Raw genomic sequence first — 15828 nt, forward strand, 5'->3', positions numbered from 1 at the left:
TCCTCAGGGAACGCTCCGGGTTCGAGACGCGCCCGTTATTTTGCCAGCAGAATGAAGGCCGTGGCCTCCTGTTTCATGCGGCCGGCCTGATCGGCAGCCTGATCGCCGAAGCCCATGAACAGGTCGAAGTGATTGGCCTTCATGGTCCCGGTGTCCTGGGCCAGGACAAGGCCGCTGAAGGGCTCGGGCTGCGGGGTCTGGTAGCCGGGAAGCTGGGCGTCCATGGCCAGCACGGATCCCAGGGGCACGGTGGATTTGTCCACGGCCACGCTCACGCGCGGGGTAAGCGGCCGACCCATGGCCCCCACGGGATCGCCTGCCGGCTCCTCGCCCAGGCGAAAGAAAATGTACTTGGCATTCAGGCTCATCCACTCCTTCACCTTGTGCGGATGCTCGCGGAAGAGGCGGCGGATGGTCTGCATGCTCATTTCTTCCTTGGTGGCATAGCCCTGGTCGATGAGCGCCCGGCCCACGGGGAAGTAGGGGTGGCCGTTGGTGCCGTCGTAGAGGGCATTGCGCAGGGTGCCGTCGGGGTAACGCAGCCGGCCGGAGCCCTGGATGTGCAGGAAGAAAACGTCGGTCAAATCCTTGGCCCAGGCCAGTTCCAGGCGGCGGCCCTTGAGCGCGCCCTGAAAGTCAATGGCGTCGCGCGGGGGCCAGACGCTGGACTTGAGGTTTGGCGGGGCTTTGTAGATGGGCCAGGGGTAGTCCGGCCGCGGGGCTGGGGAGACGTCCACCAACGGTTCGTAATAGCCGGTTATGAGGGTGCCGGGGGCCAGCTCCAGCCATTGGAACCGCTGCAGGAGCAGGGTCTTGTCACGATCCAGGGAGGGCAGCAGGGCCAGGAGTTCCTGGTTGGTCCGCACCAGTTGCCCCCAGGTGACCGGTTGAGTGCCGGCCATGGCCGCCACGCCGGCGGCAGGCTTGGAAGCCAGATAGTTGAGGGATTCCTGAATGGCCGGGGCCATGGCGGCAAAGGACGGCTGACGCTGGGTGCGCGGGTCCAGCGTTGCGGCCAGCTGGGCCGAGGTCTTGCGGATGTAGGCCGGAAGGGACGCTTGTTGACCGCCAAACCCCGGCTGGGCCGGTTGCCGCGGGGTGGACGTGCCGACGCAGGCGGCGAGCAGGGCGAGCGGCAGGAAAAGCAGGAGACGCAGGACAGGCCGGGGCAGGCTGCGGAGGGCGGAGGGATTGGTGCGCATCTGTCTCAATATTCCTTCACAAAAGTATGGCGTTCTCAGGGCAGGAACACGCCGGCGATACTGCCGGTCATGCAGGTGGCCAGCATGCCGGCCAGGATGGAGCGCAGGCCCAGGGTCGCGATTTCCGCACGCCGCGCGGGCACGATGCTCCCCAGCCCGCCAACCATGATGCCCAGGCTGCCGAAGTTGGCAAAGCCGCACATGGCGTAGGTCAGCACCACCCGGCTTTTGGGACTGAGGGCTTCGGGCGGCAGCTTGGCCATGTTCAGGTAGGCGATGAACTCATTGAGCGCCACCTTGGTGCCCAGCAGTTCGCCGGCGGTGTGGCACTCGGCCCAGGGCACGCCCATGCACCAGGCCACAGGGGCGAGGAGCAGGCCGAAAACCCGCTGCAGGGTCACGGGCTGGCCGGCCATGTCCGGCAGCACGGCCAGCAGGTGGTTCACCAGGGCCACCAGGGCCACCAGCACCACCAGACTGGCCGCCACGTGCAGAAAGAGGGAAAGCCCCTCGGCCGTGCCGCGGCAGATGGCGTCCATGAGCCCCTGGGCCGGCTCCGGCAGCTGGAGTGTGGTCTCGGCGCTGCCGCTGGCAGCCAGGTCGCCCGGGTTTCCCGGCACCATGACCGCGGCGATGAGGATGGCCGCCGGCGCGCTGAGGATGGAGGCCACGAGGATGTGCCCCAGGGCGTCTGGCAGGATGGGCGTGAGGATACCGGCGTAGATCACCAGCATGGTCCCGGCTATGGTGGCCATGCCGGCGGTCATCAGGGCAAAAAGCTCACTGCGGGTCATGCCGGCCAGATAGGGCCGGACGAAAAGCGGCGCCTCGATCATGCCCATGAAGATGTTCGCCGCCGTGCTCAGGCCCAGCGCGCCGCCAATACCCAGCGTCTTGCGCAGCATGAAGGAAAAGAACTGTACCACGCGCTGCAGCACGCCCAGATGAAACAGGGCCGCGCTGATGGCGCTCATGGTCAGGATGATGGGCAGCCCGCGGAAGGCGAAGATATACGCCGCACCGGGAAACGGCTCCCCAAAGGGCAGGTCCCCCCCGCCCAGGTAGCCGAATACAAACGTCGTGCCCGCCCTGGTGGAACTCTCCAGCACCTCCACCAGCCTGTTCAGCATCAGGAAGACGTTCCTGGCCGAAGGCACGGTGAGAAACAACCCTGCCAGCGCCAGCTGCAGGGCCAGGCCGGCGGCGATGATCCGCCACGGCACCCGGCGCCTGTTTTCACTGGCCAGCCAGGCCAGCAGGATGAATAGCGGCAGCCCCAGGGCGCTTTGCAATTCCGAGAAATGGTGCAGGATGGACATGTTCATGCGGCGAGTCGCCCGGCGTGCTGGACCGGGGCGATGAGACGCAGCTCCGCGGTGGTGGCGGTGAACAGGAACAGCCGGCAGCCCCGGCGGGCCAGGGACAGACCGAGAACCTTGAAGAAGGGCCAGAGGCGGTCGCGGTCCAGGATTCGCAGGGCATGATGTGTGTCGCCGTTCTTGGCATGGGCGGCGGTGTCCACAAGGCGAAGCATGCATTCTCCTGTTTGAGGAATGGCTTCCAGGTGCAGGGTGAGGGTGGCGCGACGGGGAAGCTTGCCCTCGGCGCACAGGATGTGCAAGGCGCAAAACGCGCCATGGAGCAGCACCAGGGCCACGGCGCGGGGCAGGACGGGAGCAAGGCCGGCAGGCTGCAGCATGGAGTCCATGTCGAACGTCAATCCATCCCTCGCCAGGCCGGCGGAGGCGAGGAGTTCGCGGAGCAGCAGGGCGCAGGCGTCGGCAAACTGCGGGGCAGAAAACTCCGGCCGGCCGAAAATAGTCGGCAGGGAGAGCACCGCCCGGCGGAACTGCTCATCCAGCACGCCCCGCCAGCGCTCATCGTGCTCTGATTTGCCTGCACGTTCTGCCCTGCCGGTTTTGTCCTTGCCTTTGTCCGGGGCCTCCGGCCGGCCGAAGTGGGGCAGGGGGAACAGGATGGCCAGATCCGCGGCCAGCCCGCCCCGCTCGTCCTGCGACGGCTTCATGTCGGGAGCAGGGGACGTGTCGGGGAGGCGCGGAGCCGTTGGGGGCGCGACCACATCCAGCGGGGATGCACCGGACGCAGTACCGGCCTCGGCAGCGCCAGCGCGCCGGGCCAGGGGATCGTCTCCAAGTTTTTTTCGGACGGCCATGGATTATTTCTCCTTGGAAAGCAGTTCCTTGGCCAGCAGCAGATAGTCCAGTGCGCCGGCGGATCCAGGGCGGTAGCGGAAGATGTCCTGCCCGAAGCCGGGAGCCTCGGCCAGGGCCACGTTCTCCCGAATCCGCGTCTCGTAAAGCTGGTCGGGGAAGTGCTCGCGCAGGGTGGCGGCCACTTCCCGGTTCAGGGTCTTGCTGCGGGAAAAACGCGTCAGCACCACGCCGCCCAAGGTCAGGCCGGGGTTCAGCTGCTCGCGCACGGCGTCCATGGTCCGCAGCAGTTCGGCCAGGCTTTGCAGGGCCAGATACTCGGCCTGCACCGGCACCAGCACCTCGCCGGCGGCACACAGGGCGTTCAGGGTCAGCACACCGAGATTGGGCGGGCAGTCCATGAGGAGGATGTCCGCTGTGGTCGGGTCCAGCCCGGCCAGGGCCCGGCGCAGCAACAGTTCGCGTCCGATGCGCGAGGCAAAGGCCACATCCGCCCCGGCCAGGGCCAGCGAACCGGGGACAATGGCCAGGGAACCAGGATGTTTTGCGGAACCGGGGCTGTCGGCGCCGTTCACAGGCTCGCAAGGCAGGGGCAGAGCCGCCTGCTGCAGCGGCGCACCGGCGTCCAGAACCTGAAAGATGCCAGGGGATTCCGGGTGCAGAGGCAGTTCTCGCAATCCCAGGGAGGCCGTCAGATGCGCCTGGGGATCCAGGTCCAGCAGCAATACCCGCCGGCCCAGGCGGGCCAGGGCCGTGCCAAGGTTGGCCACGGTGGTGGTCTTGCCCACGCCGCCTTTCTGGTTCATGACGGCAATGACACGCACGGTGGTGGAATGCATGGTGGACCTTGCGCAAAGCTGGTAAACGTGGACGCAACGCGCCGCCATTGTGCCGTGAATGGACAAAACAGGCAAGGCGCATGCCTGCAACATTTCTGGAGGAACCATGCCATTGCGGAATTTGGCGCTGCCCCTGCCGCTCATGCTGTCGCTGCTCGTGACCTCGCTGTGGATGTCCACCGCCCGAGCTGCGGAGCCGACGCTGGCAGAGATGTGCGGGCAGATGCTCATGACCGGCTTTCGCGGCCTGACCCTGGCCGAAGCCCCGGAAACGGCTCAGGCCCTGGCTGCGGGGAAGTTGGGCGGCGTGGTGCTCTTTGATTATGATGTTGTCACCAAAACCACTGGCCGCAACATTGCCAGCCCTGAGCAGCTGGACGCCCTGACCCGCGACATCAAACAGGCTGCGCCGGTCCGGCCGTTCATTGCCGTGGATCAGGAGGGCGGCCGGGTGATGCGGCTCAAGCCCCGGTATGGTTTTCCGGAATGGCCCTCGGCCGCGCAAATGGGCGCCAGAAGCAGCCCCGCGCAGCTCCGAAGCTGGGGGCAACGCATGGGCGAGCTGCTGCGCCAGCACGGCCTGAACCTGAATTTCGCGCCGGTGCTGGACGTGAATGTCAATCCGGAAAATCCGGTCATCGGCAAGCTGGAGCGCAGCTTTTCGGAGAGCCCTGGTGGGGTCGGCTCGGCAGGCATGGCCTTCATGCAGGGGCTGATCCAGGCCGGTGTGCTGCCCTGCATCAAGCATTTCCCCGGCCATGGCTCCAGCCGGGAGGATTCGCACCTGGGCCTGCCGGATGTCTCCTCCACCTGGAGCTCCCGGGAACTGTTGCCGTTCCGCATGGCCATCGAGGCCGGCTGCCCCATGGTGATGACCGGGCATCTGTTCAACAGCCGCTGGGATCCGGTCCTGCCGGCCACCCTCTCGCCGAAGGTGCTGCAGGGCATGCTGCGCAAGGATCTGGGCTTCAAGGGCGTCATCGTGTCCGACGACCTGCAGATGGCGGCCATCGCCAGGCAATATGGCCTGCGCGAGACCATTCGCCTGGCCGTGCTGGCCGGGGTGGACATCCTGCTCTTTGGCAACAACCTGCAGTATGATGCGGCCCTGGCACAACGCGTCCACGCCCTGCTCCTGGAGCTGGTCACCTCCGGAGCCATCCCCAGGGAACGGATTCACGAATCATATCAGCGGATCATGCTGCTCAAACGATGAGCTCCGGCCGTCTCAGGGGCTTGCTCGGCCCTGTTGTGTGAAGGTGATGGAAGTGATGCGGCCACGCCAGAAGGGATACGCCACGCCCTTGGCAACGCGGGACACTTCGAACTGCAGGGGAATACGTATGCCATCAACCAGTGCATGCCCGCTGCGGCGGACCCTTTCGCCCGAACCGTGGTAGGGTGTCGAAAGATCGCCGTCTTCTTCGGCATCAAAGGATTCGAGCTGGCCGTCCTCGCCAAAGGTGGCCACCAGCGACGCCTGCTCCCCGTGCGCTTTCGCAATGGCCCTGGCATGGCTGTCGTCTATGGCCTCCCAGCGCACAATGCCACCCGGCAGCAATGCCGGCGGGCACAACGGGCTCTCCAGCAACCACCGGCGCAGGGAGATGCGGTTGAGTGCCGGCGTGGCGGGCTGGTCCATGACGGTGAAGGTGGAGAGCAGCCGGGCCTGCATGCGCATGGCGCCCTGCAAATAGGCGTCAAAGGCGATGGCCCAGAGCGGGCCGAGCAGCGGAGTTCTGGCGGAAAAGACCATGTCCGGACTGTTCGCGGCCAGCACCTGCCGGGCCGTGGTGGGGGCAAAGTGTGACGTGTGGGGGCGGCGGAACTGCCCTTCCATTTCCATTTCCACGAAGAGAACGCGCTGGCCGGAGATGGCCGCGACCCCGCCGGGAAAACTGAAGGCAAGGTAGCGCTGGACGGGAGCCGGTATGTCTTCCGACAGGCTCTCCTGCGGCATGGCGGAACGAGACTGTGGCGAGGCTGCCAGGATGACAGCCTCCTCCAGCCGGGCGATTTCCAGCCGGGTGTTCCAGTCGAAGAAGGCGATGGCCCCTGCTGCCACGGCCAGTACTCCCAACACGGCAACAAGGCTACGCATGCTGCGGGACATGTGGCACCTCCTTGAGGGATGGCGCAGGCGGTTGCAGCAATTCCAGGAGAGTATCGACGACAGCGGACGCCTCCTGCCACGCGGCGGTCTCCCCGGCGCCTGGAGGGGCGGCCATGGCCGCAAGTGCTGCTCCATGCACGGCGCACCAGAACGTTTTTGCCAATGCGTTGGCATCGATATGCCGTGCAAGGCCAAGGGCCTGGCAGGCGCGCACCCCTTCGGCAAGCGCCTCTACCGCCTCGTCCGGCAAGACACTCTCGTCCGCAGGCCGGGGCGGATCGGCCAAGCCATACATGAGGCGGTACAGGGCAGGATTTCCCCGGGCCTGCTCAAGGTAGCGGCGGCCGCCTTCCCGCAACACTGCGACGGGGTCGACCTGTTGCTGGGAATACAGGGTTCGCTTCTGGACGAGGTGTCGCCTGGTCGCTTCCCTTCGCACGGCGTCCAGGAGTGCTTCTTTGTCGGCAAAATGGTTGTATAATGCCGGCGGGCTGCAGCCGATTGCCCTGGAGAGCTGGGCCAGCGTGAAATGCAGGGAATTCCCGGCGCTGATCAAGGCGATGGCCGCCTCCACTGCCCGTTGGGGGATGTCAATCGCCTGCTCCTTCTGAGGGCGTGCCATGTGCCACCTCCAAAAAATGAATAGCATTAATTTAATCACGTTAATTTATCCTGTCAATCCTCCTTCCACCTTCCCTGGCCCGACAGGGCGAGCCCGCGCCTGCTTATTGCCCCCGGGCGATGGCTCCTAGCCGGGCCACGGCTTGCTCCACTTGCGGGGTGAGCTGCAGGCCGGTGGAGAGTCGTAGAAACCGCTCAAAGCCGCCGCCGTTGGAAAAGAGCAGGCCCGGCGAGATGCCGATGCCCTCGGCCGCGGCCCGCAGGAACACCTCCACCCCGGAGGGGCCTCCGGGTGGCAGCTCCACCCAGAGGATGCAGCCGCCTCTGGGCGTGGTGGCCCGGGTGCCCTCGGGGAAATGTCGGGACACCGCCCGGCGCATGGCTTCGGTTTGCGATTCCAGCGCCCCGGTGATGCGGCTCAGGTGCCGGTCGTACAACCCGCGCTCCAGGTATTCGGCCACGGCCAGCTCCGTGGGCGCGGCACAGGAAAGGGTGGACATGCCCTTGAATTCCAGTGCATTGTCCGCCACGGCCTTTCCGGGAAGCAAATACCCCACCCGGTACCCCGGGGCCAGGGTCTTGGAAAAGGACGAGACCAGCGTGACGATGCCGTGCTCGTCAAAGGCCTTGCAGGCCGGGGGACGCGGTGTTCCGCCAGGCCTGAAGGAGGGATAGACCAGGTCGCCGTAGACGTCGTCTTCCACGAGGGGGACATTGCGGCTGGCCAGGAGGCGAACCAGCTCGGCCTTGGCTTCCGGTGGCATGCAGCTGCCATCGGGATTGTTCCAGGTGGCCGTGAGCACGCAGGCGGCAATGTCGAAGCGGTCCAGGGCCTCGGCCACGTCGGCGGGGTGGATGCCCGTTTCAGGATGTGAGGGGATTTCCACGGCCCGCAGGCCCATCAGTTCAATCATCTGCAGGAAAAGATGGTAGGTCGGCGTGGCGATGAGCACGGCGTCGCCGGGGTGGGTCAGGGTTCTGAGGGCAATGGACATGCCCTCCGTGGCGCCGCAGGTGGTCAGCAGCTCCTCGGGGGCAGCCAGCACTCCAGCCAGGGCCAGCCGCCGGGCCACCTGCCGCCTGAGCTCCAGGGTGCCCACCACGGGCGCGTAGTCCGTGGCTTTGTCCGGCTGGCGGCGGCAGATGTCGGTCATCAGGCGGGCCAGGGTCCGGGAGGGGAGCAGGGCCGGGTCCACCTGGGCCACGCTCAGGGGCAGGATGTCGCTGCGGCCCATGGTTTCCAGCACCCGGCGGACGATCTCGCCGCGACGCACGGGCCGGGCCGCCGGTGGCTCAGCCTGGGGGGTGTGCGTGGGGGGCAGGGCAGCCGCAGGCTGCCGGACCACAAAGCCGGAGCGCGGTCGGGATTCCAGCACGCCGGCCTGTTCCAGCGAGGCATAGGCCTGCACCACCGTGGCCAGGGAAACACCCATGGCCTGGGCCGTTTCCCGCAAGGATGGCGCCTTGTGGCCAGGCAGAACCGCGCCGGTGTTGATCAGCCCCAGGATGCGTTGCTCCACGCGTTTGTAGAGCGGGGCCTCGGCCTGGGGTTGGGGCAAGGACCGGGCCAGGGAGGAATCCAGGGCGGGAGCAGGAATCCGGGCTGGTGGAAGAGTGGGCGGCATGGTGGCAACTCGCAATCTGTACTGCTTTAATGATCAGATTCTGTGTCTGTACACATGACAGATTTCGGCGCAATGTCCAGTCCGAAGGTCGGGCCGGGCGCACCGTTGTCTTGCGCATCATGGCCCGCCGCAAGGAGGATTGCATCCATGCAACTGAGAATGAGCGGCCGGGATACGGCAGTGGCGCTCCTGACCACGGTGGTCTGGGGGCTTAATTTTGTGGTGATTCGTTGGGGGCTTGGCGAGTGGCCGCCCCTCTTTTTCGCGGGCTTGCGCTTTGCCGCGGTGGCTTTTCCGGCGGTCTTCCTTATTGGCCGTGGAAACATGCCCTGGAAGCTGATCCTGGCCACGGGCTCCTTTGTGGGTGTGGGCTATTTTTCCTTGTTGTTCGTAGGGATGCAGCTTGGCATGCCGCCGGGATTGTCAGCCCTGGTCTCCCAGGCGCAGGTGCTGTTCACGGCGCTGTTTTCCGTCTGGATGCTCGGGCAGCGGCCCACAATCTGGCAGTGGCTGGGCATGGCCGTGGCCGGGGCAGGGCTGTATCTGTCCGCGGGCAATTCGCTGGCCCTGGCGCCGCTGTCCGGCTTTGTGCTGGTGTTGCTGGCCGCACTGTTCTGGGGCCTGGGCAACATCATGATGAAGAAGCTCGGCGGCCCCATCAAGGTGGATGGCTTCCGGCTGACCATCTGGATGTCCCTGGTGCCCATCCTGCCCAACCTGCTGCTTTCGTTTTGGACGGAGCAGGGGCAGTGGACGGCGCTTTCGGGCATCACCTGGATGGGCGCGTTCGCCGTGCTGTACACGGCCTGGGCCTCCACCATTCTGGGCTGGGGCGCGTGGGCCTGGTTGTTGCGCAAGTATGCCGCACCGCAGGTGGCGCCGTTCTCCCTGCTGGTGCCGGTGGTGACGCTGATCATCGCCGTGGGGCTGGGGATGGAGCCACTGACGGTGGAAACCGGCCTCGCGGCGGCGCTGTTGCTGGGCGGCGTGGCGTTGACGATCTTTGGCGATCGCCTTGGCGGCGCGCTGGGCGGCGCGCTGGGCGGGATGCTGAGAGGGCGGGGCGCACTGTCCTGGCGACGCATGCGGGCCTCTGCCACGGAAGACGCGTAGGCACTACTGATCCGGACACGCCCCGTCTCGCTTGCGAGACGGGGCGTGTCGCTATTCCAGCAAGTCCTGATACACTGGTTCTATTTCCTCAAAACGGACCACCAGCGGTGCCTGCCGGGAGAGGCAGACAAACAGCGGCATGGGCGCGATTTCCAGCGGCGCCTTGACGACACCGGCCGGAAGGATGGGCAGAAAGCGCTGCCCGCTTTCGGCTTCGGCGGCCAGGGCGTCGAGCCGCCCGGAGTTCAGGGCGGGCAGCAGATCGGCCAGGGAGCCGCGCATGGGGCTGCGTCCCGCGGGGGATTCGGCGGCGGGCAGTCGGACGCCGTCAGCAAGGCCCATGCGGAACTGCGGGATGTCCGCCTCAGATTGCAGGGGTTGCGCGGCGTCTTTTCGGACATAAATATGCAGCGGTCCCTGGATGCGATGCGGTGTTGTGAAGCATTGCAGCAGCGTTGCCAGCCTGACACTGTCGGCAACGCCGGCAATGATGTCCGCCCGGCCTTCCTGCAGGGGGGCCAGGTTGTCAGGGGCCGCCAGGGGGATCCACTCCGGCAGAAAATCAAGCTTGCGGGCCAGCGCGGCGAGCAATTCGGCATCCGGTCCCTGGGCCTGGCCGGCGCGCATCCATTGCCAGGGCGCAAGGGAGGGCACGGCGACAAGAAGATGGGTTTTCGCAGTGCACACCGAAGGCGCTTGCAATAGCAAGACACAACACAACAGAACGCGACACATGGTGGTGCAAATTTTTGCATGTTGACAATACATGCAGTTCAAGTACAGTTTACATGAAAAATCAGCAAGACGCTGTGGCGCAATGCGTGTGGCAAGCCGGAACCGCGAGGATGGAAAGAGCGAGTCAACCTGCCGGAAACATTGTATGCATGGCGGCTTATTCATTGGGGATACGGCAAATCAGGTGCATGCGGGTGCTGGATTATTTTTTGGCAACGAGCTGGGGTGGGAGATGACGCAACGTTCTTCGTTTTGCGGCCCGAAGCCGTTTCGCCACATGCTGAGTTGCCGTGTGTTGTGGGCCCGCGTGTTGTGCGCAATCTGTCTGCTGAGCATGTTGCTGCTCGGCGCGTGCGCGAGCGTGTGCCCGGACAAGGCGGAACGGGCGGCCCGGCATGCCCGCCATGACAGTCCTGATCGCGCTGCCGCACGCATGTCTGCTGCCACATCCGGAACTTCCGAGACCCCTGCGGACAGCGCGGCGATGCCGGGACCGGCCACTCGAGACGTGTTTCACCGGCCATCCTCCAATACCACCGTGCTCTTGCTGGATCGTCACCCTGCACCCGGCGAATGGACCGGCCCCCTGACCATGGGCGCGGCCATCCGCGTGGGGCTCCTGCACAGCAACACCCTGGCCGCCTGTCTGGCGGAACTGGGTGTGAATGCGGAACAGGGTCGCAACCTCCCGGAGTCGCAAGGCCGAGGCGAGGTGGCGGAAGCATTTTTCGAAAGCCCGCTGGGCTATGCCCAACTGGCCCCTGGCTGGCCGCGAGCCCTGGCGGAAGAGCATGTCCGCACGGTGCTGCAGGCTGCCGGCATCCGCACAGCGGAAGATGCCCGTTTGAAGCGCCTGGAGCTGACCGCAGTGGCCGCGGCGCTGGATGTGATTCTGGATGTGCGGGAGCACTGGTACATGCTGGTGGGCGCGTCGCAGAGCCACATCGCCACCACGGATGAACTGCTGGCGGCGGAAGCGGCGTGGCAGATGGCAGACAGTTCTGGCTCAGCTGCGCCAGTATCACCAGTTTCGCCAGGAGCCACGGTCCCCCCGGCGGGTTCCCCGCGTGCTGAGGCGCGCGCCCGGCTGGAAGCAGCGCAGCGCGAATCCCTCAAAACGGACTTGGCCCTGCGCGAGGCCCGGCGTCGCATGCAGCAGAGCATGGGAATCCCGGGAAACGACGAGGCCTGGAACGTCCCGCCCCTGTTGCCCGGCAAACCCCTGCGGGAATTTGCCCTGGATGATCGCTCCTTGGAAGAAGCCCAGTGGCGTTCGGTTAATGCCAGTATTGATCTTGCCTTGGCGCGGCTGGATGTGTCCGTCGAGCCCCTGGCGAATGACATCGCCTGGCGTGCGGAAGAGTATCGTACTGTGCGGCCGCAGATGTCAGCAGGCGAGGCAGGCAAGGAACAGCTCAGGCCATCGCGCCTGGAAACCGCACCGGCGGGCGCTCCCGGCAGTGCCGGTTCCGCCGGCGGGGCTGGCGTTGGCGGTTCGGCCTGGGCCAACTGGGCCTTCCCGGCGCCGTTCTTCTCCCCGTCGTTTGTGTCCCGGTCCGCAACCCAGCCGGCCAGGGAACGGGACTGGCGGCGGTATCAGGCCATGGCTGCCGTGGTGCGCAGCGCCACCAGGAGCGCTGGCGAGGAGCTGTTGGCTGCTCGCAAGGCCTTGGAACATCTTGAGGAACTGCATCCTTCCCGCAGAACGTCCCATCTCGCCCTCGCCGGCGTTGACGATTTCAAAAATGGCGCGACCCTCCTGACCAGCGGCGAGCAGGATGCCCTGCTTCGACGTCGGGCGCACATCTCCGCCCAGCTGGATTACTGGATTGCCCGCAGCCGCCTGGAGCATCTCCTGGCCGGGCGTCTGGCGGTGGGCCAGTCTCCAGCGACCTTCCGTCAGGTCAGCATCATGCAGCCTGTTGCGGAATGACGCGCAGGACGGGCCGACGGCGTCACGCTTTTATCCCTGCAGTCCGCCTGTCCCATGCCCCTGCCATACCATCTGACCTTCTGCCATGAACTCCTCGCCCGGCATCTCGGGCCGGGCGATCTGGCCGTGGACGCCACCGCAGGCAACGGGCAGGATACCCTGTTTCTGACCCGGGCTGTCACGCCGGGCGGGCGCGTCTTCGCCTTTGATATCCAACAATCCGCCCTCGACGCCACCCGCGCACGGCTGCAGTCGGCCGGAATTGGCAGCGGGTGCGAACTGTTCCTCGCGGGGCATGAAACCCTGGGCGAACATCTGCCGCTGCTGGCTCGCGGCCGGGTCAAGGCTGCCATGTTCAACCTGGGATATCTTCCCGGCGCAAACACCAGCCTGATCACACACCCGCAAACCACTGTGGCCGCACTGAGCGCCCTTGCGGAGTGGATGGCTCCGGGCGGTTTGCTCACCGTCATGTGCTATACAGGGCATCCCGGCGGAAAAGAGGAGGAAGCTGCTGTGGCCGCGTATTGCCAGGCCATGCCCTGGCAAAAGGCCAGGGTGTTACGCCATGGTTTTATCAACGAGCCGAAAAACAGCACAGTTCTGTATTGTCTTGAGTACGCCGGGCGTGGGCGCCAGGCCTGAAGCGGGAAGAGCCAGCGTGAAAATGGTCTGGATTAGTTGAAGAATTTTGGATAACAACACCGATGGGAATCCAAAAGCCTGAGAGGTCAACATGAACGCTGTACTCCACACTGTGTTTCTGCGGTGTTTGCGATGTGTTGTTGTGAGTGTCCTGCTCTTGGCGGCGGGCGTGTCTCCATGGGAGTCGGCGCTGGCGGAGCCGTTGCAGGACAACGCATACATCCATTTTTTTGTGGTGCCCACGCAGGGAACGCAGAGCGCGAAGGCCCTGGAAGCGATGCGCGAGCACCTTGTGGCCCTGGCCGGCGGGTTTACGGAGCTGGGCACTGCGCCCGGCGGTGAGCGCCAGCCCGATGGGCAGGAGGGCCGGCAGGTGAACGCTGCCTTCCTCGTTGCGGCACCGGAAAATCTTTCGCGCCAGATAGAGGCCTATGTTGCCACACATTTCAAAGAAGAACGGCCGTTTGTGCTTGTGTGGCAGGGGCAGTGCTCCCTGTACCGCAACTGACGGCCAGACCTTTTTACCAACCCAGGGTTAGCCCATGTATTCTCTTTGCCGGATCAGTGTCCCGGCGCTGGCCATGCTGGCGCTGGTGACCTTGTGCGGAATGGCTGCGTTGCGGACCGAGCAGACGGATTCTCTTGCCTCGCCTTCTCCTGTCACGGCCAGGGCGCTCGCTGCAGCGCAGGTATTGCAGTGGGAGCGTGCAGCGCGGCCGGATCTTGTCCCGATCAACCCGCAGGGCCGGGCAGCCCTGCAGGCCGATGCGGCCCTGCTCATACCGGGGAAGGCTGCTGATGGCATGTCTGGCCGGATGCATCCGGCCAAGGCGGACGCCTTCCCGTGGATCATGCTCGCGGTGGGGCTGGGTGTTGGCATTGGCGGCGGGGTGTTTCTGCGCGCTGGCAACAAAGGCTCAGGGGTGGCAGCGCAGCTTGAGGCCTTGCTCAAGGGCCAGGCCATGCAACTTGCGACTGCCACAGGGGGCGACGCCGGCCGGCTGGCCGCAGCGCTGCAGGCGTTGGAAGCCCGGCTGGGCAAGGGGGCTTCAGCCCAAAGCGCCCTGGAAGGGCTGCCCTTCGCCTGCCTGCAGGTGCACAAGGACAAGACCCTGGCGGCCTCCAATGCGCTGGCCGGGGGGATGGATCGGTTGGGCAAACCGGTGGAGCCTTTGCTGGATGGCCTGCAGGGAGCGGCCGATCTGGTGGAACGGGCCCTGCGGGGCGAGGCTGCTTCCAGCCTGGGCGAACGCGGCGGCAGACGGTTTCTGCTGGCGGCCTCACCCGTGCAGGGAGCCCAGCCCGGAGCGGTGCTGGCCTGGGCCGATGTCAGCCTCCTCACCCAGGAAACCGAGGCCGTCTCGCAAAAACTGACGCACCTGCTGGCCCAGGGGTCAGGAGTGAACGAACTGGCCCAGCGCGTGGCTTCAGCCTCGGAGGAGCTTTCCGCCACGGCGGACGAACAGGCTTCCGGCGCCCAGGCGCAAAAGACCCAGGCGGAAGCCGTGGCCACGGCCATGGAAGAGATGAACGCCACAGTCTTTGAAGTAGCTAAAAATGCTGCAGAAACGGCGGATGTGGCCACCGAGGCCTCCAGTGCGGCCACCCGTGGGGTCAGACTGGTGCGCGAAGCCGTGGACTCCATCAATGTGGTGGCTGATTCGGCGTCCAGACTGGAGACGGTGCTGCAGGCCCTGGACAGTCAGTCCGGCGAAATCGGCCGTGTTATCAATGTCATTAATGAAATTGCGGATCAGACCAATCTGCTGGCCCTGAATGCGGCCATTGAGGCTGCCCGGGCTGGCGATGCCGGCCGCGGCTTTGCCGTGGTGGCCGACGAAGTCCGCAAGCTTGCGGAAAAAACCATGGCGGCGACCAAGGAAGTGGAAATCTCCATCCGCAAAATGCAGGAGGATTCCCGCCAGGCCATGCAGTCCATGTCCGAAACGCGGCACCAGGTGGACAGTTCCACCGCGTCTTCCAACCGGGCCGGCTCGGCCCTGGAGGAGATCACTGCCCGTATCCAGGACATGACCAGCCGCGTGGCGCAGATTGCCACCGCTGCGGAGCAGCAGCGCGCCGCGGCGGAAGAGATCAATCAGAATATCGAGGAAATCTCCAATATTGCTGGTGAGGCCGAGGAAGCCGCCAGCCAGACCGCGTCGGCCACCAGGGATTTGGCTGCCCTGGCCCTGGAGCTCCTCACGCTCTCCCAGACCCTCTCTGGCGCACAGGAAGACCCGAGCCGGCTGCGGCATTCCAAGGGCGAGATGCGCGGCGTCTTGCCAAAAATGATGCAGGAATGGCTGCGCAAGCAGTTCCCGCCCCAGGTGGTGGAGGCGGTGCGGGAGGAAACCGGCAATGTGACCTTCCTGCCCACGGCCAGCTACCCGGACCAGGTGATGCACCAGATGGTCGAGGCGGCAGCCCGCAAGGCCGGCAAAAAACCGCGGGACATTTTCCTGCAGTTTGGCAAATTCACGGCCGTGGAATTTCACCGCATCTACAAGCGCTACTTCAAGACCACGGATTTGAAAGAATTTTACCTGACCATGAACGATACCCATGCCCAGCTGACCAAGGACATGCCCGGCATCAAGCCGCCGCGCTTCACCTATGAAGACAAGGGCGACACGCTGGTGATGACCTACCATTCTCCCCGGGGGTACCAGGACTATTTCGAGGGCATTCTGCGCGGGGCGGCGGAGTTTTTCAAACGTCGCGTGGATATTCGCATGGAGCGGCTGGACGCCTCCACAGGCCGGGCGGTGATCCGGTTCCTGTAACGCCGCGCTCCCGAAGGGACGTTGCTGCGTTTTTCGCCGCCGGCA

At 65.4% G+C, this 15828-nt stretch carries 14 protein-coding genes; 6 read left to right on the forward strand and 8 right to left on the reverse strand.

Annotated features, from left to right (window positions below):
* Nucleotides 1–35: 35 nt before the first annotated feature.
* The 4 genes from ACYQ00_RS16555 to ACYQ00_RS16570 are packed head-to-tail and all read right to left on the reverse strand — an operon-like array spanning nucleotide 36 to nucleotide 4212.
* Nucleotides 36–1202: an MltA domain-containing protein gene (locus ACYQ00_RS16555; protein WP_460033192.1), complete on the reverse strand. Its 1167-nt coding sequence runs from the start codon at nucleotides 1200–1202 to the stop codon at nucleotides 36–38.
* Nucleotides 1203–1237: 35 nt separating this feature from the next.
* Nucleotides 1238–2527, reverse strand: coding sequence for a NupC/NupG family nucleoside CNT transporter (locus ACYQ00_RS16560; RefSeq protein WP_460033193.1), 1290 nt, complete (start codon nucleotides 2525–2527; stop codon nucleotides 1238–1240).
* Complete coding sequence (locus ACYQ00_RS16565; RefSeq protein ID WP_460033194.1) at nucleotides 2524–3375, reverse strand: hypothetical protein; 852 nt, start codon at nucleotides 3373–3375, stop codon at nucleotides 2524–2526. Before ACYQ00_RS16565 ends, ACYQ00_RS16560 begins: the two co-directional genes overlap by 4 nt.
* A gap of 3 nt (nucleotides 3376–3378) precedes the next feature.
* Entirely contained in the window at nucleotides 3379–4212 is an 834-nt protein-coding gene (locus ACYQ00_RS16570; RefSeq protein ID WP_460033195.1) for a ParA family protein, read from the reverse strand.
* Between the two features lie 106 nt (nucleotides 4213–4318).
* On the opposite strand from ACYQ00_RS16570, the gene ACYQ00_RS16575 reads away from it, so the two are divergent.
* The gene (locus ACYQ00_RS16575) at nucleotides 4319–5428 is read left to right on the forward strand and encodes a glycoside hydrolase family 3 protein (protein ID WP_460033196.1); all 1110 of its coding nucleotides are present in this window, start codon (nucleotides 4319–4321) and stop codon (nucleotides 5426–5428) included.
* Between the two features lie 12 nt (nucleotides 5429–5440).
* On the opposite strand, the gene ACYQ00_RS16580 is transcribed toward ACYQ00_RS16575, so the two are convergent.
* From ACYQ00_RS16580 to ACYQ00_RS16590, 3 genes are all read right to left on the reverse strand, one after another.
* Nucleotides 5441–6325: a DUF6920 family protein gene (locus tag ACYQ00_RS16580; protein WP_460033197.1), complete on the reverse strand. Its 885-nt coding sequence runs from the start codon at nucleotides 6323–6325 to the stop codon at nucleotides 5441–5443.
* Nucleotides 6306–6947 carry a TetR/AcrR family transcriptional regulator gene (locus ACYQ00_RS16585; RefSeq protein ID WP_460033198.1) on the reverse strand — a complete coding sequence of 214 codons (642 nt, stop codon included), beginning with the start codon at nucleotides 6945–6947 and terminating at the stop codon, nucleotides 6306–6308. Before ACYQ00_RS16585 ends, ACYQ00_RS16580 begins: the two co-directional genes overlap by 20 nt.
* 103 nt (nucleotides 6948–7050) lie before the next feature.
* On the reverse strand, nucleotides 7051–8571 hold the full coding sequence (locus ACYQ00_RS16590) for an aminotransferase-like domain-containing protein (protein ID WP_460033199.1): 1521 nt from the start codon (nucleotides 8569–8571) through the stop codon (nucleotides 7051–7053).
* Between the two features lie 147 nt (nucleotides 8572–8718).
* Here ACYQ00_RS16590 and ACYQ00_RS16595 point away from each other — a divergent pair, with 147 nt between their 5' ends.
* A complete protein-coding gene (locus tag ACYQ00_RS16595; protein WP_460033200.1) occupies nucleotides 8719–9684 on the forward strand; it encodes an EamA family transporter in 966 nt (321 codons plus the stop codon).
* A 51-nt stretch (nucleotides 9685–9735) separates the two neighbouring features.
* Here the strand turns inward: ACYQ00_RS16595 and ACYQ00_RS16600 are convergent, their stop codons facing one another.
* The gene (locus ACYQ00_RS16600; protein WP_460033201.1) at nucleotides 9736–10371 is read right to left on the reverse strand and encodes a substrate-binding periplasmic protein; all 636 of its coding nucleotides are present in this window, start codon (nucleotides 10369–10371) and stop codon (nucleotides 9736–9738) included.
* 481 nt (nucleotides 10372–10852) lie between these two features.
* Between ACYQ00_RS16600 and ACYQ00_RS16605 the strand changes: the two genes are divergently transcribed.
* The 4 genes from ACYQ00_RS16605 (at nucleotide 10853) to ACYQ00_RS16620 (ending at nucleotide 15783) form a co-directional block, all read left to right on the forward strand.
* Nucleotides 10853–12352 carry a hypothetical protein gene (locus tag ACYQ00_RS16605; RefSeq protein WP_460033202.1) on the forward strand — a complete coding sequence of 500 codons (1500 nt, stop codon included), beginning with the start codon at nucleotides 10853–10855 and terminating at the stop codon, nucleotides 12350–12352.
* 54 nt (nucleotides 12353–12406) lie between these two features.
* Entirely contained in the window at nucleotides 12407–12997 is a 591-nt protein-coding gene (gene mnmM / locus ACYQ00_RS16610; RefSeq protein ID WP_460033203.1) for a tRNA 5-(aminomethyl)-2-thiouridylate-methyltransferase MnmM, read from the forward strand.
* Nucleotides 12998–13166: 169 nt separating this feature from the next.
* The gene (locus ACYQ00_RS16615) at nucleotides 13167–13505 is read left to right on the forward strand and encodes a hypothetical protein (protein WP_460033204.1); all 339 of its coding nucleotides are present in this window, start codon (nucleotides 13167–13169) and stop codon (nucleotides 13503–13505) included.
* 34 nt (nucleotides 13506–13539) lie between these two features.
* On the forward strand, nucleotides 13540–15783 hold the full coding sequence (locus tag ACYQ00_RS16620; RefSeq protein WP_460033205.1) for a methyl-accepting chemotaxis protein: 2244 nt from the start codon (nucleotides 13540–13542) through the stop codon (nucleotides 15781–15783).
* Nucleotides 15784–15828: the final 45 nt, after the last annotated feature.

The sequence above is a fragment of the Megalodesulfovibrio paquesii genome, from assembly GCF_054653055.1.

Coding starts and splice junctions, on each gene's coding strand:
- ACYQ00_RS16555 (WP_460033192.1), bottom strand. CDS start 1,202: ATGCGCACCAATCCCTCCGCCCTCCGCAGCCTGCCCCGGCCTGTCCTG.
- ACYQ00_RS16560 (WP_460033193.1), bottom strand. CDS start 2,527: ATGAACATGTCCATCCTGCACCATTTCTCGGAATTGCAAAGCGCCCTG.
- ACYQ00_RS16565 (WP_460033194.1), bottom strand. CDS start 3,375: ATGGCCGTCCGAAAAAAACTTGGAGACGATCCCCTGGCCCGGCGCGCT.
- ACYQ00_RS16570 (WP_460033195.1), bottom strand. CDS start 4,212: ATGCATTCCACCACCGTGCGTGTCATTGCCGTCATGAACCAGAAAGGC.
- ACYQ00_RS16575 (WP_460033196.1), top strand. CDS start 4,319: ATGCCATTGCGGAATTTGGCGCTGCCCCTGCCGCTCATGCTGTCGCTG.
- ACYQ00_RS16580 (WP_460033197.1), bottom strand. CDS start 6,325: ATGTCCCGCAGCATGCGTAGCCTTGTTGCCGTGTTGGGAGTACTGGCC.
- ACYQ00_RS16585 (WP_460033198.1), bottom strand. CDS start 6,947: ATGGCACGCCCTCAGAAGGAGCAGGCGATTGACATCCCCCAACGGGCA.
- ACYQ00_RS16590 (WP_460033199.1), bottom strand. CDS start 8,571: ATGCCGCCCACTCTTCCACCAGCCCGGATTCCTGCTCCCGCCCTGGAT.
- ACYQ00_RS16595 (WP_460033200.1), top strand. CDS start 8,719: ATGCAACTGAGAATGAGCGGCCGGGATACGGCAGTGGCGCTCCTGACC.
- ACYQ00_RS16605 (WP_460033202.1), top strand. CDS start 10,853: ATGTCTGCTGCCACATCCGGAACTTCCGAGACCCCTGCGGACAGCGCG.
- mnmM (WP_460033203.1), top strand. CDS start 12,407: ATGCCCCTGCCATACCATCTGACCTTCTGCCATGAACTCCTCGCCCGG.
- ACYQ00_RS16620 (WP_460033205.1), top strand. CDS start 13,540: ATGTATTCTCTTTGCCGGATCAGTGTCCCGGCGCTGGCCATGCTGGCG.